The sequence below is a fragment of the Neisseria subflava genome, from assembly GCF_005221305.1.
Lineage (GTDB): Bacteria > Pseudomonadota > Gammaproteobacteria > Burkholderiales > Neisseriaceae > Neisseria > Neisseria subflava.
Map to the genome: position 1 here is coordinate 495,074 of NZ_CP039887.1, position 19,306 is coordinate 514,379.

Here is a 19,306-nt window from a genome sequence, read left to right on the forward strand (position 1 = left end):
TATAATGTAATTTTTTATTAACAAGGCCGTCTGAAAGGCTGTTTCAGTTATGAACGCAATCAAACAAAAAATCTTAGAACAAGCGCAGCGCGATGGCGTGCAGGTAACCGCATTGCGCGAGCAAGTGCTTGATATTGTTTTGAAACAAAGCGGCGTGATTAAAGCCTACAACGTTCTGTCGCAGATGCAGCAGCAAAGCGAGGGCGTGGTTGCGCCGCCGACGGCCTACCGCGCCCTTGATTTTTGGGCGGAGCAGGGTGTTTTGCACAAAGTGGCGGCGGTCAACGGCTATATTTTGTGCAGCCACGCGCAGCACGAGTGCAACGACCATTGCCATGACCACGAAGAAGCCGAAGCGCACCACAGCGCGTTTATTTTGGTCTGCACCGAATGCGGCACGGCGGACGAGCAAACCCTGAGCCACGAATGGGCGGCACTGTGCGCAGGCGTTGCCGAAAGCGGCTTTGCGCTGAAAGAAGAACACGTTGTTTTAACTGGAATCTGTAAAAAATGTCAGAAGTGAAAAAAACCAAAGTCCACCTGATTTCAGGTTTTCTGGGAACAGGCAAAACCACCGCGCTTAAAAGCCTGATGGAACAGAAAGACCCGAACGAAAAATGGGTCATCATCGTCAACGAGTTCGGCGAAATCGGCATTGACGGCGCGGTATTGAGCGACAACGGCATCCCTGTGGCAGAAATCGCCGGCGGCTGTTTGTGTTGTACCGCCGGCCCGCAAATGGGCGTAACCGTGCAGAAAATGCTGCGCGACGCCAAGCCCGACCGCCTGATGATTGAGGCAAGCGGACTGGCACACGCCGCCAGCGTCATCGACGAATTGAAAGCCAAACCGCTGGACAGCCTTTTGGAAATCGGCGCCGTCTTTACCGTCGTCGATCCGCGCCAGTTCATCAATCCCGATTACGCGCAGCAGGCATTGTATAAAGACCAAATCGGCATCTGCGACGTATTGGTCGCCAGTAAAACCGACTTGTGCACGCACGAGCAGTTGGCCGAGTTTCACGATAAAGCGGCCAAGCTGTTCCCGCCTAAAGCCAAAGTGGTTGAAGTACAAAATGCGCAACTCGACATCCAATGGCTTGATATTCCCGTTGTCGGAAAATCGCGCTACCGCCTCAAAGCCCTGCCGGATAACACCATGGGCTTCCAGTCTCAAGGCTTCACTTTCCCTGCCGGACGTGATTTCGACGGCGAAAAGCTGACTGATTTCTTCAACGACCTGCCTAAATTTACAGACGGCCTCGTGCGTGCCAAAGGCGTGTTCCAAGTGCTTGGTACATGGGTGTGGCTCAACTGGGTGGACGGTCAATGGGGCGCAAACCAAGTTTCATGGCGCCGCGATTCCCGCTTTGAGCTGATTGCCAAATCGTTTGACGCGGATTTGATTGAGAAGAAATTGCAGGAGGCGTTGGAGAAGTAAATCATCGGCCAAACGCTTATTAATCCGTTACTATATGCCGTCTGAAGTCAGCGGTTTCAGACGGCCTTTAAATCAAAAAAAATAGAGGAACACTTAACCATGTGGCGTTATATCTTTCATCGTATGCTCCTTTTGATTCCCACGTTGTTGGGGATTTTGGCGATTACTTTCGCCGTGATTCAGTTTGTTCCCGGCGGTCCGGTGGAGCAGATGGTTCAGCAGCTGACGCAGGGTGCGGTTGGTGGTGAAACGGCGGGGCGCAGTATTCCCGGAACTCTGGCTAAAAACGGCAACCGCATCAGTGCGGAAGATTTGGCCGCGCTGAATGCTTTATACGGTTTCGACAAGCCGCCTGTGACGCGTTTTGTCGATATGGTATGGAAATTCGCCCGTTTCGATTTGGGCGAGAGCTTTTTCCACCATCAAACCGTATTTGAGCTGGTGAAAGAGAAAATGCCGGTGTCGATGAGTTTGGGTTTGTGGACGTTCTTCCTGACTTATTTGATATGTATTCCGTTGGGTATTGCCAAGGCGGTCAGAGATGGCAGCCGATTTGATACGATTACGGGCATGGTGATTTTGGTCGGCTATACCGTACCGCCGTTTGTATTGGGTTTGGTGTTGCTGGTGTTGTTTGGCGGTGGCAGCTTTTTTGCCTGGTTCCCTCAGGGCGGCTTGGTCGGCGATGATTTCGATACGCTTTCTTGGGCAGGTAAAGTCAAAGATTATTTATGGCATATGGCCTTGCCGATTACCGCTTCGGTAGCAGGCAACTTGGCGGTGATGACCGTATTGACGAAAAACGTGTTTCTTGAAGAAATCCGCCGTCAATATGTTTATACCGCACGAGCCAAGGGCTTGCCTGAGAAACAGATTCTGTGGAAACATATTTTCCGCAATGCCATGATTCCTCTGATTACCGGTTTCCCGGCCGCATTTATCGGCGCATTCTTTACCGGAAGCCTGTTGATTGAAACGTTGTTCTCGTTGGACGGGTTGGGTTTGTTGTCTTACGAGGCAGTGATGAAACGCGATTATCCTGTTGTAATGGGTACGCTGTATGTGTTCACGCTGATGGGGTTGTTGGCTAAATTGGTGTCGGATATTTCTTATTCATGGGTCGATCCGCGCATTCATTTTGGCGGGCAGAAATAAGGCCGTCTGAAAATATCTTCAATCCATTATTAAAGAATGTTTCGAACCATGAAAAAGAAAAAATCTACTTCAAACCCTACTTGGCAAGCCTTTAAACAGCATAAGCGCGGTTGGTTGGCTTTGCGGATTTTGGCCGTTTTATTTGTCGTCACTTTGCTTGCACCTTTGTGGAGCAACGACAAACCTTTGTGGATACGCTATCAGGGCGAGTATTTCTTCCCCTTGGTAAACGAATATAACGAAACCACATTTGGCGGCGATTTCGATACGCCTGCGGATTATCTGGATCCGCTTATCCGCCACAACATCACTTCAGACGGCAATTTTGCCCTTTACCTGCCCAATCCTTATGATGCCGATACCTTAAACGATTTTGATACGGCCCCCGATCCGGCCAAACCGTCCGAACGGCATATCTTAGGAACGGACGACCGCGGCCGCGACCTGTTGGCGCGCTTGGTTTACGGTTTCCGTGATTCGCTGTTGTTTGCCTTGGTGTTGACTGTGGTGACTACCGTAATCGGCGTGGTTGCAGGCGCGGTGCAGGGTTATTTCGGCGGTAAAACCGACCTTCTGATGCAGCGTTTTATCGAGGTTTGGGGCGGTATGCCGGAGCTGTACCTCTTGATTATCCTGTCTTCGTTTTTTAATCCGGGGCTGTTGATTTTGCTGGTGTTGCTGTCGCTTTTTGGCTGGATGGGCTTGTCCGACTATGTCCGCGCCGAGTTTTTGAAAAACCGTCAGACCGATTACGTTTTGGCGGCGCGCGCGATGGGCGTGGGCAACCGTGAAATCATGTGGCGCCATATCCTGCCCAACAGCTTGACGCCGGTATTGGCTTTCCTGCCTTTCCGTATTTCGGGTGCCGTACTTGCCCTGACCAGTTTGGACTTCTTGGGCTTGGGCGTACCTGCCTCGCAGGCGAGCTTGGGCGAGTTGCTGGCGCAAGGCAAGGACAACTTGGACGCGTGGTGGATTGGCCTGTCTGCCGTCGCTACGCTGACGGTGATGCTGCTTTTGCTGGTCATGATCGGCGAAGGTTTGCGTCAGGCATTTGACGTACGCGCACGCAGTTAATTGCTTTTCTAAAGCGTGAAGAGGGTGGGCGGAAAAACTTATCCTGCATTCTCAGGGCCGTATGAAAAGTTTCAGACGGCCTCATCCATTCGTTTGAATCATTAAAAACCATGAATCAAGAAATCACATTTCTTACACTTTTTTTGCTCGGCTTTTTTGGCGGAACGCATTGCGTCGGTATGTGCGGCGGCTTGAGCAGCGCATTTGCTTTGCAACTGCCGCCACATTTAAACCGAATCGGGCTGATTGTATTGTTGAACTTGGGGCGCATCAGCAGCTATGTCGTCATTGGCCTGTTGGTCGGCTTGGTCGGACAGGTCGGCATTTCCTTGGACGATACGCGCGCAGTTCAAAACGGTTTGTATATTGCCGCCAATGTCTTGCTGCTTTTGCTCGGTCTGTATCTTGCCGGGATTTCGACTGCTGCAACCAAAATCGAAGGCATCGGCAAACCGATATGGAAACGCCTGAATCCTTTGCTGAACAAATTGCTGCCGATTAAATCAGTGCCTGCCTGTTTCGGCGTGGGCGTGCTTTGGGGTTGGCTGCCTTGCGGTTTAGTGTACAGCGCGTCTTTGTATGCTTTGGGCAGCGGCAATGCCTTGCATGGCGGGCTGTATATGCTGGCGTTTGCATTGGGGACCTTGCCGAACTTGCTTGCGATGGGCATATTTGCCGCGCAGTTGAAAACCTTTCTGCAAAAACGCATGGTTCGTTTGTGCGCCGGATTGTTGGTGGCAGGATGGGCGATATGGCGCTTGGCTGTATTTGCGATGGGGCAAATCGGGTAAGGTAAAAAGGTTTTATTTAGTTTGTTTTTACTGCCATCAAAAAGGCCGTCTGAAAGATTTTCAGACGGCCTTTTTCACAAGAAAGATTTAATGTATCAAATTCCAAGCCATCTTGGCGGCAATCAGCAACAACATAATGCCGAAGGCGATTTTGAGTTTTCGGGCGGGCAGCTTGTGCGCCGTTTTTACGCCGAGTGGCGCAAAGAGGATGGTGGCAACGCTCAATATGGCCACGGCCGGAAGATAGATAAAGCCTGCCGTGCCTTCAGGCAGGTTGGCGATATGCAAACCGTTGGCAAAATAGCCGATGGTGCCGGCAATCGCAATCGGCCATGCCAGGCCTGAAGATGTGCCGATGGCGCGGTGCGCCGGAAAGTTGCAATACAGTAGAAATGGAACGGATAGTGAACCGCCGCCGATACCGACCCAACTTGAAGCCGCCCCAAAAAGCGTGCCGACGGCTGTCAGGCCGGGGAGGGCAGGTAGGGTGCGCGAAGGTTTGGGTTTGGAATCGCGTAGGGTTTTGAGTGCGATAAAGGCAAGAAATGCAATAAAGAAAACCTGCAAAGCCAGCGTCGGCATATATTTTGCCGTTGCCGCGCCGAGGAGTACGCCGAGTATCATGCCCGGCGTCATCCGGCGGACAGTCGCCCAATCGATGGCGTGCTTTTTATGTTGGGCGTACATACTGGAGAAGGTGGTAAACACCATGACGGCAAAGGAAGTGCCGATGGCAAGATGCTGGGCATAGGGGTGGCCGCCTATGCCTTGCAGTTGCAACGCCCATAAGACAACAGGAACAATCAACGTGCCGCCGCCTACGCCGAACAGTCCGGCAATAAAGCCCGCCGCGCTGCCGACGGTGAGCAGGGCAAGGATGATGTCCCAAGACCACATTTCAGACGGCCTTGTCGTGTTTATGAGTTTTGTGGCGTTTTTTAAACCAACGGATTGCTGCCATCACATAACCGGACAGGCTGTAACCGAGGAAGAACAAGAAGAGGACGAGCGAAGGTTTCCAGTTGATGAGCAGCAATACCAACACGGCCAACACCATGCCCATAAACGGCACTTGGCGGCGGATGTTGATTTCTTTGAAGCTCCAAAACGGAATCTGCACAATCATGGAAATACCGGCAAACAGGGTGATACCCAATGCCCACCAATGCACGCCGGGGAAGCGTTCAAAGCTGTGATTGACCCAAATCAGCCCGACAATCAACGCAGCGGCGGTCGGGCTTGGAACGCCGATAAACCAGCGTTTATCGACCTTGCCGATGAGCGTGTTGAACAGTGCCAAACGCAGGGCGGCGCAGGCGCAGTAGATAAAGGCGACGGAATAACCGATTTTGCCAAACTGCCAAAGTTGCCATTTGTAGGCAATCAGGGCAGGCGCCACGCCGAAGCTGACCATATCGGCAAGGCTGTCGAGCTGTTCGCCGAACGCGCTCTGGCTGTTGGTCAAACGGGCAACGCGTCCGTCCATGCCGTCGAGCAGCATGGAAAGGAAGACTGCAATCGCCGCCGTTTCATAACGTCCGTGCATGGACTGGGTAATGGCGAAGAACGCGCAAAACAGTGCGGCGATGGTAAAGGAATTGGGTAGCAGGTAAATGCTGTTTTTGCGGATGGAGTTGCGTGGAGGAATCGGATTTTCTGTATTTTGTGCGTTGTCCATAATGTTTCCGTATATGCTGCGTGTGCAGATGAGGCATTATACCGCATTGGCAGGTTAAGGATTTTTAAAAGGCAGACATAGTTTCACTTCAATCTCATAAAGTTTCAGACGGCCTTTATTTTGTCAGTCAAATAACTCGCCCTGCGCCTGCTCTTTGGTCACGCGTACGTCGGTTTCGCCGTCGGCAAAAGTGATGTACAGTTTCTGTCCTTGTTTCAACATATCGGCATTGTGGATGACTTGTCCGCGAGTGTTTTTGACGACCGAAAAGCCGCGCTCCAGAATATGCTGCGGCGATACGGCTTCGAGCAATGCGGCTTGGGCGGTCAGGCTTTGACGGCGGTGGGCAAGCAGTTGGCGGAAGGAATGCGACAAGGCCGTCTGAAAGTGGGTGATATTGTTTTTGTAAACGGAAACATCAGGACGGCAATGTTTCAGGGTTTGGGTTTGGCGTTCAAAACGGGCGGTGTGGGCACGGAGGTTTTGCGTCATCGAGTAAGACAGCATTTGCGCCAGCTTGCTGATTGAAGCGCGCTGATCGTCAAGTTTTTGGCGCGGATGACGGATTTGCCGCGCCAGCCAGTCGAGTTTTTGGCTGGCATCGAAATATCGTTGCTCCAAAACGGTTTTCAGACGGCCTTGCGCTTGGGCGAGGCGATGTAGTGATTCTTGGCGGTTGGGGCTGACCAGTTCCGCCGCGCCGGTCGGCGTGGGCGCGCGCACGTCGGCGACAAAATCGGCGAGTGTGAAATCGGTTTCGTGTCCTACGCCGCTGACGACGGGAATTGAGCAGGCTTCGATGGCACGCACGACCGGCTCTTCGTTAAACACCCACAAGTCTTCGATGCTGCCGCCGCCGCGACAGACAATCAGCACGTCACATTCGGCGCGTTGCGAAGCGGTTTTAATCGCTTGGGCAATTTGCAACTCGCTGCCTGTGCCTTGAACGGGCGTCGGATAAACGATAACGGGAATTTCGGGCGCGCGGCGGTTTAAGGTGGTTACAACATCGCGCAAAGCAGCTGCCGCTAGGCTGGTGACGATGCCGATACATTGAGGGCGGGCGGGCAACGGCTTTTTGCGTTCCGCTGAAAACGCGCCTTCCGCTTGCAACTGTGCCTTCAATCGTTCATAGGCTTCGTAAAGCTGCCCCAAACCTTTGAGTCGCACCTCATTCACGGTAATCTGAAATTCGCCCCGCGCTTCATAAATGCTAATTTTTCCTGATACTTCGATATGGTCGCCTTCTTTCAAAGGCTTCGCCAAACGCATGGCCGCACCCTTAAACATCGCGCAACGTACCTGAGCGCGGCTGTCTTTGAGCGAGAAATAATAATGTCCGCTGGCGGCACGGGTCAGGTTGGATACTTCGCCGGCAATCCACAAGCCGGCAAGATGGTCTTCCAGCAAGGCTTTGGCGAGGGCGTTGAGTTCGGATACGGAAATGGAGGAGGGCGCGAAAAGTTCGGACATTGCGAAACAGAAAAAATTTGGGAAAGCTGAATTATAAGGGTTTTAGAGCGATTCGTTGTATTCGTTTTCATGAAACTTGCGCCCTTTGTTTTAATATTATCAGAGCCGCATGTTCAGACGGCCTTGTCTGGGCGGGCTTGTGTTATATTATCGTTTGATTTTCGCTTCAAAAGTCGTGCGTATGCCCAAACTCCACCAAATTATCGAACGCCATTGGCAATTCCCCAATCCGTTTCTGTCTTTGCTGTTAAAACCATTGTCCAAGCTGTTTGCCAAAATTGCGGCGAAACGGCGCGATGATTTTGTTTCAGGCCATTTGAAAAGCGAAAAATTGCCAGTGCCTGTGGTGGTAGTTGGCAATATTCATGCAGGCGGAACAGGGAAAACGCCGATAGTCACCGCGCTGGTGTCGGGTTTGCAGGAAAAGGACATTAAGGTCGGCATCATCAGCCGAGGTTACGGGCGCAAGAGCAAGGCGGTTCATGTATTGAATACAGCCAGCAGTGCGGCAGATGCAGGCGACGAACCTTTATTGTTGTTTCGCCAAACCGGTGCGCCGACGGCGGTAGGCAGCAGCCGTGCAGAAGCAGGCAGGGCATTGCTTGCGGCGCATCCTGAGCTTGAATTGATTGTGGCCGACGATGGCTTGCAACATTATGCCTTGCAACGCGATATGGAAATTGCCGTCTTTCCGGCGGTAGATACAGGACGCACCAATTTGGATTTACTGCCCAACGGCAGCTTGCGCGAACCTTTGTCTCGATTGGCTTCCGTTGATGCGGTCGTCGTCAGTGGCGGAAAAGCAGATATGGCATTCAGGCCGTCTGAAAATATGTTTGCCAGCCATATTGAAACAGGGCGGATTTACCGTTTGAACAGGTCGTCTGAAAAATTGGATTTGGCGGGTCTGGGAAATCAAACCGTCGCCGCCGTCGCCGGTATCGCCAAGCCGGAGCGTTTTTTCAATACGTTGCAAAGCATGAATATTGCTTTAAAACAAACCGTTGCCTTGCCTGATCATGCAGATATTACGGTAGCGGATTTGCCGGACGCAGATGTGGTGATTATCACGGAAAAGGATGCGGTCAAATTTTCAGACGGCCACAGCCTGAATCATGTGTGGGTCTTGCCTGTTTATGCGATAATTGAGCCGGACTTGGCGGCGTTCGTATCTGCGAATGTTTCAATCTAAATGCTTATAGATGTTTCACAGATGTTTTAAAGATGATCTTCAAACTACGCGATAGGAGTAAATCATGAAGTTAAAATATTTGTTGGTTGCTTGTGCAGCTTTATTTGTATCCACTCAAAGTTTAGCTGCCAAACCAAGTGATGAATCTGCAATGAAATGGTTGGAGATTCAAGGGATAAGCAATAATTATAGCGAGAAAGTGCAACGTTCTTTGGAGATGGTGAATAAAGAGGACAATGAGCGCTTATTAACGATGACGCCCAAAGCTCAAAAAGCGCAGATGAAGGCAGTCATCAGTCGTTATATGAAAAACATGCAAGACGATTTGAGCCGCCCAGAGTTGAAAAAACAATGGCTGGATGAAGAAAAGCGTGCCGTACAGAAAGTATTTACACAAGAAGAAGTCGATGTACTCAACAGCTTCTTCTCTTCCCCTCGGGGCAAGGGTATTTTGAAAAAATCAATCATCTCAGACAGCATGGTGGAGATATTGACAATGTGCTGAGCCAAGCAGACGTGGATAGCATAGTAAAAGTATTTGAGCATGGGGCCGGTAAGTCTGCATTTGAAAAGATAGAACGTTTCGACAAATTGAATGATGAGATTGTTGAAAAGACAATGAGCAACAACTATATCAACGCAAGCCAGAAATATACGCCCGCTTTTAAATCTCAAACGCGTGAGATTTTGTGTAAGGGCAATAAACATTCTTCGGAATGTGCCAAATAATGTTCAGGCCGTCTAAAAATATTGATATTTATTAAGTAGGTAGAAAAAATGAAATTAAAAACTTTATTGTTGCCTTTTGCTGCTTTGGCCTTGTGTGCCAATGCGTTTGCCGCTACACCTAGCGATGAGTCGCTGGAGCGTTTGTATCAAGTACAGAAGATGGATACTCTGTTAGACCAGTCTTTCCAAAGCATGGAGAGCATTGTGCTTTCCGATCCGAATGCACAGAAATTTTTGAAAGATGCGCCGGAAGACAAACGTCCGCAGTTGGAGGCGGTATTGAAAAAGTATGCAAACCAATCAATTGCCGAAATCAATACGCCGCAAGTGCGCGCCCAATTGCGTAAAGCGACTTTAGACGGCATGAAGACGGTTTATACGCAGGAAGAAGTCAACGCATTGATTGGCTTTTACAGCACGGCGGTAGGTCAATCGATAATGGACAAAACGCCGCGCTATCTTGAGGCAACGGTGAAACCTATGATGGACATCCTTGCCGGCAAATACACCCAATCCAACCAAAGCGCAAACCTGAGACGTGAAATCCGCCAAATCATGTGCGAAGGCAAAAATCCTGCCCAAGCCTGCGCCAAACAGCCTAACAAACCGGCACGGAAAAAATGATGCCGCTTGAGGCCGTATGAAAACGAGCGCAGCAAGTTTCGCCAAAACGAGTAAAGTGATTTTCGCTAAAACCATCAAACCCGAAAGTAACCTCATGGAAAAAAAATTCTTAGACATCCTCGTTTGTCCTGTGACCAAAGGCAAACTCGAATACCATCAAGACAAACAGGAATTGTGGAGCCGTCAGGCGAAGCTGGCTTATCCGATTCGTGACGGCATTCCTTATATGTTGGAAAACGAAGCACGAGCGTTGAGCGAAGAGGAACTGAAAGCATGACCGAATTTGTCGTATTGATTCCGGCGCGGTTGGATTCTTCACGTCTGCCGGGAAAGGCTTTGGCCGATATTCACGGTAAACCGATGGTTGTACGTGTCGCCGAACAGGCGGCGAAAAGCAAGGCCGCTCGTGTTGTCGTTGCCACCGACCATCCCGATATTCAGACGGCCTGTCAGGCACATGGTGTCGAAGTAGTCATGACTTCTAATCAACACGAAAGCGGTACAACGCGCCTTGCCGAAGTGGCCAATACACTGAAACTGCCGCAGCACCTGATTGTTGTGAACGTACAAGGCGACGAGCCTTTAATCGATCCCGAGCTCATCAACCGTACGGCCGAAGTTTTGGTTGAAAACAATGTGCAAATGGCAACCGCCGCCCATGAATTGCACGATTTTGACGAGTTTATGAATCCTAACGTCGTCAAAGCCATCCTTGATAAAAACCGCAACGCCATCTATTTCAGCCGCGCCCCGATTCCTTATCCGCGCGATGTGATGCGTGCCGAAAAACGCGAATTGCCTTCCGAAACAGCCGTTTTGCGCCACATCGGCATTTATGCCTATCGTGCAGGCTTCCTGCAACGCTATTCGGAAATGGATGTTTCTCCTTTGGAAACCATCGAATCGCTGGAACAGTTGCGCGTCCTATGGCACGGTTATCCGATTGCTGTTGAAATCACCCAAGAAGCGCCTGCTGCTGGTGTGGATACGCAGGAAGATTTGGACAGAGTGCGTGTTGCATTTAAAGCTTAAGGCCGTCTGAAAGGAAAAGATATGAATGATTTCCGCCATTTGAGCCGTGAAGAACAAAAATTGCTTGCCGATGTGGCGAAGCTGGTAAGAGAAGATGAGCAAGAATTCAACTATGATATGTTGAAAATAGAAGCGCCGGAGCAGGCCAGCGGCGAGTTTTGGTTCCGCATGGCAGAAATGCTCAGCACTTTGCCGCCCAACCAGTCGTTGGACTTGCGTATGAACGGCGGACGCTTGACCGTTGCCGTATCAATTTTGTCAGTATTGCTGCAAGATAATCCCGATATTCCGCAGCTTTGGGCACAAAAAATCATTGCACTCAACTACTTGGCTCATGGCCATCAAACCCGTGCAATCGGTTTGGCGCAGCAGCCTGACAAAGCGGCCGAAGCCAATGAGGAAGAATATTTGGCGAAAGCTTTATCGCAAAACTTGCTTTCCACTTTGAAAGACGCGATAGAGCGATTCCCGGAAGACTCATGGTTTGCCGAAATGCGCGATGACGCATGGAAACATTTCGGCGCGGAACAGGCCGTCTGAAGTTTTGAACGATAAACGCAAGCCGTGTAAAATCATTTGAATCACATTTCAAATCCATATCACTTAACAAGAAGGAACCCCCATGAAAGTATTATTGTTAGGCGCGCCGGGCGCGGGCAAAGGCACTCAGGCACAATTCATCACCGCTGCGTTCGGCATTCCGCAAATTTCCACCGGCGATATGCTCCGCGCTGCGATTAAAGCAGGCACGCCGCTGGGTTTGGAAGCGAAAAAAATCATTGACGAAGGCGGCTTGGTACGCGACGACATCATCATTGGCATGGTGAAAGAACGCATCGCGCAAGACGACTGCAAAAACGGTTTCCTGTTCGACGGTTTCCCGCGCACGCTGGCACAAGCCGAAGCGATGGTTGAAGCGGGCGTGGATTTGGACGCAGTCGTTGAAATCGACGTACCCGACAGCGTGATTGTCGACCGCATGAGCGGCCGCCGCGTTCACTTGGCTTCGGGCCGCACCTACCACGTTACCTACAATCCGCCCAAAGTCGAAGGTAAAGACGACGTAACCGGCGAAGATTTGATTCAGCGTGACGACGACAAAGAAGAAACCGTCAAAAAACGCCTTGCCGTTTACCACGAGCAAACCGAAGTGCTGGTCGATTTTTACAGCAAACTGGAGGGCGAACACGCGCCGAAATACATCAAGGTTGACGGCACTCAGCCGGTAGAAGCCGTGAAAGCCGAAGTATTGGGCGCATTGGGCAAATAAATCGAAAAGGTCGTCTGAAAACAAGCAATCAGGTTTTCAGACGATCTCTTTTTGATAAACTGCGTGATAGACAATAACGGCCGTGCCTACGGGCAAAACCCAAAACGAAAACACCATGAATCCTTTAATCACCGACTTCCAAACTCCGCAACAACGCACCCCCGTCATCGTTGCCCTTGATTTTGCCAACGAAAAAGACACGCTCGGATTCGTCCGCAACCTTGATCCGGCGTTGTGCCAAATCAAAATCGGCAAAGAGCTGTTTACCGCGACGGGGCGCAGTTTGGCGGAAAGCCTGATTCATCAGGGTTTCAAACTCTTTCTCGATTTGAAATACCACGACATTCCCCACACCGTCGCGCAGGCGTGCAAAGTCGCCGCCGACATGGGAGTGTGGATGGTCGATATGCACGCATCGGGCGGCCGCCGCATGATGGAAGCCGCCGCCGAAGCCGTTGCCGGATACGGCACGAAGCCGCTCCTAATCGGCGTAACCGTGTTGACCAGTATGGAACAGAGCGATTTGGCGGAAATCGGTTTGAACATCGCCCCTGAAGAACAAGTCATCCGCTTGGCGAAACTGGCGCAAAGTTCGGGCTTGGACGGTGTAGTCTGTTCCGCCCAAGAAGCCGCGCCGCTGCGCCGCGAATTGGGAAAGGATTTTGTCTTGGTAACGCCCGGCATCCGTTTGGACGTTGCCGGCAACAACGACGACCAACGCCGCATCATGACGCCCGCCGAGGCATTGGCGGCAGGTTCGACTTATCTGGTGATGGGACGCCCCGTTACCCAAGCCGCCGATCCGGTAGCCGTATTGCGCGAAGTGAACCGCGTGGCGAACCTTGAAGCAAACTGATTTTCAGACGACCTTACAGGTTGAGGCCGTCTGAAAAAACACAACGGAGGCAAAATGCCCACCAAGTTCCAACAAGAAACCCTCAAATCCCGTTTCGCACAAGCCAAAGTCCTTGTTGTCGGCGACGTGATGCTCGACCGCTATTGGTTTGGCGACGTGTCCCGTATTTCGCCCGAAGCCCCCGTGCCGGTGGCGAAAATCGGACGTATCGACCAACGCGCGGGCGGAGCGGCGAACGTTGCGCGCAACATCGCTTCGCTGGGCGGCAAAGCAGGGCTGTTGTCGGTAACCGGCGACGACGAAGCTGCTGATGCGTTGGACGCATTGATGGTACAAGACGGCGTTTCTTCCTATCTGATGCGCGATAAGCAAATTGCGACCACTGTCAAATTGCGCGTTGTTGCCCGCAACCAGCAGCTTATCCGACTTGACTTTGAAGAATCACCTCATCGTGAGGTGTTGGAACAAATCAAACATCAATATCGAGAAGTGTTGCCTGAATACGATGCCATTATTTTTTCAGATTACGGCAAGGGCGGTTTGTCGCATATTTCCGATATGATCGATTGGGCGAAACAGGCCGGTAAACCCGTTTTAATCGATCCGAAAGGCGATGATTACGAAAAATACGCCGGCGCTACGCTGATTACGCCTAACCGTGCAGAATTGAAAGAAGTGGTGGGCAGCTGGAAAAATGAAAACGATTTGACCGAAAAAGCCCAAAACCTGCGCCGTCATCTCGACTTGACCGCGATTTTGTTGACTCGAAGCGAAGAGGGTATGACCCTGTTCAATGAGGGCGAGCCGATTTATCAGCCTACACGAGCGCAAGAAGTCTATGATGTATCCGGTGCGGGAGATACCGTTATTGCTGGAGTGGGCTTGGGTTTGGCCGCTGGTTATACCATGCCTGAAGCGATGCACCTTGCCAATACTGCGGCAGGTGTTGTCGTAGCGAAACTTGGTACGGCGGTTTGCTCGTTTGCTGAATTGACTAAGGCATTGGAAGAGCAATAATTGCTGTTTCAGACGGCCTTAAAATCTAAATACCGTCTGAAAATAGAGTTGGAAAATAATCCAGACAGACAAGTTTTTATTTTCAGACGGCATGATTTCTTCAAGGCCGTCTGGAAAATCAAAATAAAGGAAATTCATTATGACCATTATCGTAACAGGCGCGGCCGGCTTTATCGGCAGCAACATCGTCAAAGCACTTAACCAACGCGGTATTACTGACATTGTTGCCGTCGACAATCTGAGCAAAGGCGAAAAATTTAAAAACCTTGCCGAGTGTGAAATTGCCCACTATCTTGATAAACACGAATTTATCCGCCAAGTGCGCGGCCATCTTCTGCCTTACGACGATATCGAAGCCGTTTTCCATCAAGGCGCATGTTCCGATACCATGAATCATGACGGCCTTTATATGATGGACAACAACTATCAGTACACGCTCGACCTCTTAGATTGGTGTCAGGACGAACGTATTCCGTTCCTCTATGCCTCCAGCGCCGCAGTGTACGGCAAGGGCGAAATCTTCCGCGAAGAGCGCGAACTCGAAAAACCGCTCAACGTGTACGGCTACTCCAAATTCCTGTTCGACCAAGTATTGCGCCGCCGCATGAAAGAAGGCCTGACCGCCCAAGTCGTCGGCTTCCGCTACTTCAACGTTTACGGACAACACGAACAACACAAAGGCCGCATGGCATCCGTCGCCTTCCACCATTTCAACCAATACCGCGAACACGGTTACGTCAACCTGTTCGGAGCCAACGACGGCTACGGCAACGGCGAACAAACCCGCGACTTCGTCAGCGTCGAAGACGTTGCCAAAGTCAACCTCTACTTCTTCGACCACCCCAACCTCTCCGGCATCTACAACCTCGGCACCGGCCGCAGCCAACAGTTCAACGAACTCGCCGCCGCCACCGTCAACGCCTGCCGTGCAGCCGAAGGCAAACCTGAAATGAGTTTGAAAGAGTTGGTTGAAGAAGAACTTATCCGTTATATCCCATTCCCCGATGCACTTAAAGGCAAATATCAGAGCTTTACTCAAGCGGATATCACCAAGCTGCGCGAAGCCGGGTATAAAGAAGAATTCTTGGATGTAAAACAAGGTGTCAGCCGTTACGTTAAATGGATGCTGGAGAACTTGGTTTAATAAATAGTACAGTAATGTTGTCTGAGAATAAAACCGACTTACCTGTTTGGGTAAGTCGGTTTTATTTTACTAAGATAGTATAAAAATTTAGTTGTATTCTTAGTGATGGGTAGTTGCAATACGGTTAATTTGCCAATCTAAAAATTGAGTGTAAACACTACCTCGTTCAATAAAAGGTATATCTTCAGCAGGTGGTTGGCTGATTTCAGCTTCTGCTGTTTGCAGCCCCTGATTATCCCAACGATGGAACTCCTGATTGTTTAAATTATAAAAACCATGTTTGGTGATTAAAACTTCAGGATTATAACCATAGCCACACCATGAAGAATCAACAGTAGGTGTAGTCAAATTACAACCGGTTTGATAATAAGGTATTTCTGATAGGCTAAGATTATATAACGTTGGCAAAATGTCTTTATGTGAGCCTGCCCGCTCAGGATGATATTCTGCATTGGAGCGGTAAGTAGGTGGAACATAAAGATAGAATGGTACACTGTGGCCAAGGGCAATTTCATTAGGTGCAGGATAACTGATTGCTCGCATATTATGGTCTCCAGTTGCAGCAATAATAGTATCCGGTGCAATAGATTTTGTATGACTAATGAAGCGTCCAAGTTCGTCGTTGCTATATCGGAATGTGTTAAAAATCTCATTCAATTCTTTTCCTGTTGCTAGACTGGAAAGTCGCTGTTTTTCTTGCTCAGTGAGATGAAAATCTTTAGTTGGGTTAGGTTTAGGTAATTGATATGGGGGGTGATTAGTTACTGATAGCATCATGACGAATACGGGGGTATTATTTTTTTTTGCTTGTTTCAACTCGTCTTCTGCATATCGGAACATAAATTCATCAGGTACTCCCCATGTGCTGGATTGGGCTTCAGGGTAGCGTGCTTTGATCGCATTTTCATCAATAATTTCATGTACACCCAAATGACGCAGAAAACTATCAAAATCACGCCACCCCCCATTACCGGCAGTGATATACACAATACGATATCCTGCATCAAGATATGGTTTAAACATGTTTCCAGGAAAAGTTTTATTTTTAGCAGCAGATTGGCTAAGGTTAAGGCGTGGGCTACGAATAAAAAAACGGTGTAGTGAGTCGCTAGTGCCATCACCCTCAGAGATAAAACGTGAATAAACCCAATCTTCTTTCCAATGTTTATCTAATTCACCTAATAGATCTCGTTCAGGCGTATTTAGAGAAAGCAAGTGAGTGCTCATACTTTCCATAACAGCAAATACAACGTTGGGCTTATGTTGTTCAACAATCAAATTTTTATTAGTTTGTGTAAATAAGCGATTTAAATTGGCATCAGCTTTTTGATTTTGTAGACGATTCATCAGTTCAATACCATCTGAATCGGTAACCTCGATAAAATTATTACTGTTTCGATGTTCTGCAAAAGCCCAATTTAAAGAAATTAGTGCATTGGGAACTAATTTATTTATTTGCGGTAAGGTTGAAATTTGCATGGAAGTTTGACGTAAAGGGAATTTACCAAACGAACCACGTATACCAATACTTAAGATTAAGATAGGTATCATTATGATAGCAACCCAAGTTGCTTTGCTTGTAGTAGTAGCAGAAAAAGAGTATCTGTTAATTTGGGAAAAACATTTCCAAAAAAGGGTTACTGCTATGGCTAAAGCAATTAATCCCCAAATAATTGGGAAATCGGACCAAATAGTTTTGAGTACGGCTACAGTATCTTCCTCTGCAAGACCAAAAATAAAAACATCGAATTGGCGTTCGTAGACTCCATAATAAAACCAATTCCCTATAGCCAGAGCAGAAACGATAGATAACAATACTGTAGACAATAGAGCTTGAATCCGTCCATATGCTACAACAGTTTTTGAATTTAATAAGCTGAATAATCCCAGTAAAAATGGTAATGCCGTTAATACAGAAGCAGCTTTGATATCAAATAATAACCCTTTGAGCATAAGCTGGATAATATCCTCGGAATAACGACTACGGATATCATCTGATAGATAATATTGTGACATTAAACACCGTTCAATAAAAAGAATTAGAACAGTGCAAAGCCATAATGAAAAAGAATTACATAGAATTTTTTTGTAGGTAAGTAGACGAGACATTTTTTAGATATGTAATAAGTATTTAAAACGGCGTTATTTTATAACCTTTTAAGGGTTTTAAACTAGCATATAATTTTTATAGAAATCATATGATATGATGATTTGAGTTTGGAAAGGAGATGGACTGGTTTAAATGAATTTCTTGTCCTAGATAGAATAGTGGGTACTTATAACTACAAAGCTGTTAATGGGCTATCTTTTCTATTATTAGGCGTGGGTACTAGACAAAAAAATAACCGCTTAAAAGCGGTAAATGGTGCCCGGAGCCGGAATCGAACCGGCACGGCCGGTTTAGGGCCGACGGATTTTAAGTCCGTTGTGTCTACCTATTTCACCACCCGGGCGTAGACAATAAATTAAGAGATTGGAGGCGGGGGCGCGGATTTGAACCGGCCTATATAAGGGTTGCACCCCTTATAGCATAAACACTCTGCCACCCCGCCATGAAATGGATGGAGGCGAGAGTCGGAATCGAACCGGCGTAGACGGATTTGCAATCCGCTGCATAACCACTTTGCTATCTCGCCAAATAAACTACTTTGGAGTGTTTGTAGTATTGAAACTGGAGCGGGAAACGAGTCTCGAACTCGCGACCTCAACCTTGGCAAGGTTGCGCTCTACCAACTGAGCTATTCCCGCGTATTCGGATGCATGATTTAATGGAGCGGGAAACGAGTCTCGAACTCGCGACCTCAACCTTGGCAAGGTTGCGCTCTACCAACTGAGCTATTCCCGCATTTGAGTGCATCTGAAATTAAACTGGAGCGGGAAACGAGTCTCGAACTCGCGACCTCAACCTTGGCAAGGTTACGCTCTACCAACTGAGCTATTCCCGCATATTGAAAAAGAACAATCAACAAGTAATCAAGATGGAGCGGGAAACGAGTCTCGAACTCGCGACCTCAACCTTGGCAAGGTTGCGCTCTACCAACTGAGCTATTCCCGCTCTGATATTTGTTGCTTCGTATATCGAAGAAGACGCAATTATTATGGATTTAATCGTGTGAGTCAAGTGTTTTGTTTTTATTTTTTAAAAATTTTATTTGAATTCTTTCCATGCCATTTTCAGGTAGTAGCACATGGACCAGATGGTCAATACGGATGCTATAAACATCAATATGTTACCAATGAGATAGAAAGGGTCGTTATATTTGTCCGTACCGATAAGCAAAAGGAAGATGGCGATCATTTGGGCAGTGGTTTTGAATTTGCCGATAGTGGCTACGGCGACGCTGCCGCGTTTGCCCATTTGTGCCATCCATTCGCGCAGGGCGGAAATAGTGATTTCTCGGCCGATAATAATCATGGCGAAGATGGCGTATGTTCTGCCAAGGCTGACGAGCAGGAGTAGAGCAACGGCAACCATGAGTTTGTCGGCAACGGGGTCGAGGAATGCGCCAAAGTCGGAGGTTTGTTTCCAGCGGCGTGCTAAAAAGCCGTCAAACCAGTCTGTAACAGCTGCGAGTGCAAAGATGATGGCGGCTGTCCAGTTGACGGTTTGTGGTTGAATCCATGTGTTCGGTAAATAGAATAGGATGGTGAACACGGGGATTAATAGGACGCGCATCCAGGTAAGTAAAATAGGTATGTTCCAAGGCATGGTTTGGGACCTTTTGGACGATGTGTCGGATTGTCCATTATAGCTTATTTGCTCGCTGGGCTTTTTAGAGTGTTGTTTTTTTGCCGACAAGTAACGTGGGCATAGGGCTTTGTTATGCG

Annotated in this window: 21 protein-coding genes and 7 tRNA genes; 16 read left to right on the forward strand and 12 right to left on the reverse strand. The window is 48.9% G+C overall.

The features are described from left to right. Window positions 1–49: 49 nt before the first annotated feature. The 5 genes from FAH66_RS02450 to FAH66_RS02470 all read left to right on the forward strand — a co-directional run bounded on the left by FAH66_RS02450 (window position 50) and on the right by FAH66_RS02470 (window position 4,463). On the forward strand, window positions 50–523 hold the full coding sequence (locus FAH66_RS02450) for a Fur family transcriptional regulator (RefSeq protein WP_137040577.1): 474 nt from the start codon (window positions 50–52) through the stop codon (window positions 521–523). Further along, entirely contained in the window at window positions 511–1,440 is a 930-nt protein-coding gene (locus FAH66_RS02455; protein WP_137040578.1) for a CobW family GTP-binding protein, read from the forward strand. Before FAH66_RS02450 ends, FAH66_RS02455 begins: the two co-directional genes overlap by 13 nt. A 99-nt stretch (window positions 1,441–1,539) precedes the next feature. Beyond that, the gene (locus tag FAH66_RS02460) at window positions 1,540–2,595 is read left to right on the forward strand and encodes an ABC transporter permease subunit (RefSeq protein WP_137040579.1); all 1,056 of its coding nucleotides are present in this window, start codon (window positions 1,540–1,542) and stop codon (window positions 2,593–2,595) included. 36 nt (window positions 2,596–2,631) lie between these two features. Beyond that, window positions 2,632–3,672 carry an ABC transporter permease gene (locus FAH66_RS02465; RefSeq protein WP_004520828.1) on the forward strand — a complete coding sequence of 347 codons (1,041 nt, stop codon included), beginning with the start codon at window positions 2,632–2,634 and terminating at the stop codon, window positions 3,670–3,672. Between the two features lie 110 nt (window positions 3,673–3,782). Continuing rightward, window positions 3,783–4,463 carry a sulfite exporter TauE/SafE family protein gene (locus FAH66_RS02470; protein WP_003680951.1) on the forward strand — a complete coding sequence of 227 codons (681 nt, stop codon included), beginning with the start codon at window positions 3,783–3,785 and terminating at the stop codon, window positions 4,461–4,463. An 87-nt stretch (window positions 4,464–4,550) separates the two neighbouring features. Here the strand turns inward: FAH66_RS02470 and FAH66_RS02475 are convergent, their stop codons facing one another. The 3 genes from FAH66_RS02475 to xseA all read right to left on the reverse strand — a co-directional run bounded on the left by FAH66_RS02475 (window position 4,551) and on the right by xseA (window position 7,614). Beyond that, window positions 4,551–5,360: a sulfite exporter TauE/SafE family protein gene (locus tag FAH66_RS02475; protein WP_137040580.1), complete on the reverse strand. Its 810-nt coding sequence runs from the start codon at window positions 5,358–5,360 to the stop codon at window positions 4,551–4,553. Between the two features lies 1 nt (window position 5,361). Continuing rightward, window positions 5,362–6,141 carry a CDP-diacylglycerol--serine O-phosphatidyltransferase gene (gene pssA / locus FAH66_RS02480; RefSeq protein WP_070633424.1) on the reverse strand — a complete coding sequence of 260 codons (780 nt, stop codon included), beginning with the start codon at window positions 6,139–6,141 and terminating at the stop codon, window positions 5,362–5,364. Between the two features lie 123 nt (window positions 6,142–6,264). Next, window positions 6,265–7,614: an exodeoxyribonuclease VII large subunit gene (gene xseA, locus FAH66_RS02485; protein ID WP_137040581.1), complete on the reverse strand. Its 1,350-nt coding sequence runs from the start codon at window positions 7,612–7,614 to the stop codon at window positions 6,265–6,267. A gap of 181 nt (window positions 7,615–7,795) precedes the next feature. On the opposite strand from xseA, the gene lpxK reads away from it, so the two are divergent. The 11 genes from lpxK (at window position 7,796) to rfaD (ending at window position 15,478) form a co-directional block, all read left to right on the forward strand. Continuing rightward, complete coding sequence (gene lpxK / locus FAH66_RS02490) at window positions 7,796–8,806, forward strand: tetraacyldisaccharide 4'-kinase (protein ID WP_137040582.1); 1,011 nt, start codon at window positions 7,796–7,798, stop codon at window positions 8,804–8,806. Between the two features lie 64 nt (window positions 8,807–8,870). After that, window positions 8,871–9,311: a DUF2059 domain-containing protein gene (locus FAH66_RS02495; protein ID WP_244284979.1), complete on the forward strand. Its 441-nt coding sequence runs from the start codon at window positions 8,871–8,873 to the stop codon at window positions 9,309–9,311. Further along, window positions 9,305–9,535, forward strand: coding sequence for a hypothetical protein (locus tag FAH66_RS10975; RefSeq protein ID WP_244284981.1), 231 nt, complete (start codon window positions 9,305–9,307; stop codon window positions 9,533–9,535). Before FAH66_RS02495 ends, FAH66_RS10975 begins: the two co-directional genes overlap by 7 nt. A 48-nt stretch (window positions 9,536–9,583) precedes the next feature. Next, the gene (locus tag FAH66_RS02500) at window positions 9,584–10,159 is read left to right on the forward strand and encodes a DUF2059 domain-containing protein (protein ID WP_063068195.1); all 576 of its coding nucleotides are present in this window, start codon (window positions 9,584–9,586) and stop codon (window positions 10,157–10,159) included. A 94-nt stretch (window positions 10,160–10,253) separates the two neighbouring features. Beyond that, a complete protein-coding gene (locus tag FAH66_RS02505; protein WP_003679524.1) occupies window positions 10,254–10,436 on the forward strand; it encodes a Trm112 family protein in 183 nt (60 codons plus the stop codon). After that, window positions 10,433–11,191: a 3-deoxy-manno-octulosonate cytidylyltransferase gene (gene kdsB, locus FAH66_RS02510; protein ID WP_137040583.1), complete on the forward strand. Its 759-nt coding sequence runs from the start codon at window positions 10,433–10,435 to the stop codon at window positions 11,189–11,191. The genes FAH66_RS02505 and kdsB overlap by 4 nt, the downstream gene beginning before the upstream one ends. Before the next feature lie 21 nt (window positions 11,192–11,212). Next, entirely contained in the window at window positions 11,213–11,731 is a 519-nt protein-coding gene (locus FAH66_RS02515) for a 3-deoxy-manno-octulosonate cytidylyltransferase (RefSeq protein WP_137040584.1), read from the forward strand. A gap of 82 nt (window positions 11,732–11,813) precedes the next feature. After that, complete coding sequence (adk, locus tag FAH66_RS02520; RefSeq protein WP_002232195.1) at window positions 11,814–12,461, forward strand: adenylate kinase; 648 nt, start codon at window positions 11,814–11,816, stop codon at window positions 12,459–12,461. A 115-nt stretch (window positions 12,462–12,576) separates the two neighbouring features. Continuing rightward, window positions 12,577–13,317 carry an orotidine-5'-phosphate decarboxylase gene (pyrF, locus tag FAH66_RS02525; protein ID WP_137040585.1) on the forward strand — a complete coding sequence of 247 codons (741 nt, stop codon included), beginning with the start codon at window positions 12,577–12,579 and terminating at the stop codon, window positions 13,315–13,317. A 54-nt stretch (window positions 13,318–13,371) separates the two neighbouring features. Continuing rightward, window positions 13,372–14,334: a D-glycero-beta-D-manno-heptose-7-phosphate kinase gene (gene rfaE1 / locus FAH66_RS02530; RefSeq protein WP_137040586.1), complete on the forward strand. Its 963-nt coding sequence runs from the start codon at window positions 13,372–13,374 to the stop codon at window positions 14,332–14,334. A gap of 139 nt (window positions 14,335–14,473) precedes the next feature. Next, window positions 14,474–15,478 carry an ADP-glyceromanno-heptose 6-epimerase gene (gene rfaD, locus FAH66_RS02535; protein WP_137040587.1) on the forward strand — a complete coding sequence of 335 codons (1,005 nt, stop codon included), beginning with the start codon at window positions 14,474–14,476 and terminating at the stop codon, window positions 15,476–15,478. 99 nt (window positions 15,479–15,577) lie between these two features. Here rfaD and FAH66_RS02540 read toward each other — a convergent pair whose 3' ends face one another. The 9 genes from FAH66_RS02540 to pgsA form a co-directional block, all read right to left on the reverse strand. Further along, the gene (locus tag FAH66_RS02540; protein ID WP_137040588.1) at window positions 15,578–17,587 is read right to left on the reverse strand and encodes an LTA synthase family protein; all 2,010 of its coding nucleotides are present in this window, start codon (window positions 17,585–17,587) and stop codon (window positions 15,578–15,580) included. Between the two features lie 254 nt (window positions 17,588–17,841). Next, window positions 17,842–17,931 (reverse strand) — tRNA-Leu (locus tag FAH66_RS02545). 21 nt (window positions 17,932–17,952) lie between these two features. Further along, window positions 17,953–18,030, reverse strand: a tRNA-Cys gene (locus FAH66_RS10785). 10 nt (window positions 18,031–18,040) lie between these two features. Continuing rightward, window positions 18,041–18,114: transfer RNA gene (locus FAH66_RS02550), tRNA-Cys, on the reverse strand. A gap of 36 nt (window positions 18,115–18,150) precedes the next feature. Continuing rightward, a tRNA-Gly gene (locus FAH66_RS02555) sits at window positions 18,151–18,226 on the reverse strand. A gap of 21 nt (window positions 18,227–18,247) precedes the next feature. Then, window positions 18,248–18,323, reverse strand: a tRNA-Gly gene (locus tag FAH66_RS02560). Between the two features lie 24 nt (window positions 18,324–18,347). After that, window positions 18,348–18,423: transfer RNA gene (locus FAH66_RS02565), tRNA-Gly, on the reverse strand. 34 nt (window positions 18,424–18,457) lie between these two features. Next, window positions 18,458–18,533 (reverse strand) — tRNA-Gly (locus FAH66_RS02570). A gap of 93 nt (window positions 18,534–18,626) precedes the next feature. Further along, entirely contained in the window at window positions 18,627–19,187 is a 561-nt protein-coding gene (gene pgsA, locus FAH66_RS02575; protein WP_036472256.1) for a CDP-diacylglycerol--glycerol-3-phosphate 3-phosphatidyltransferase, read from the reverse strand. Window positions 19,188–19,306: the final 119 nt, after the last annotated feature.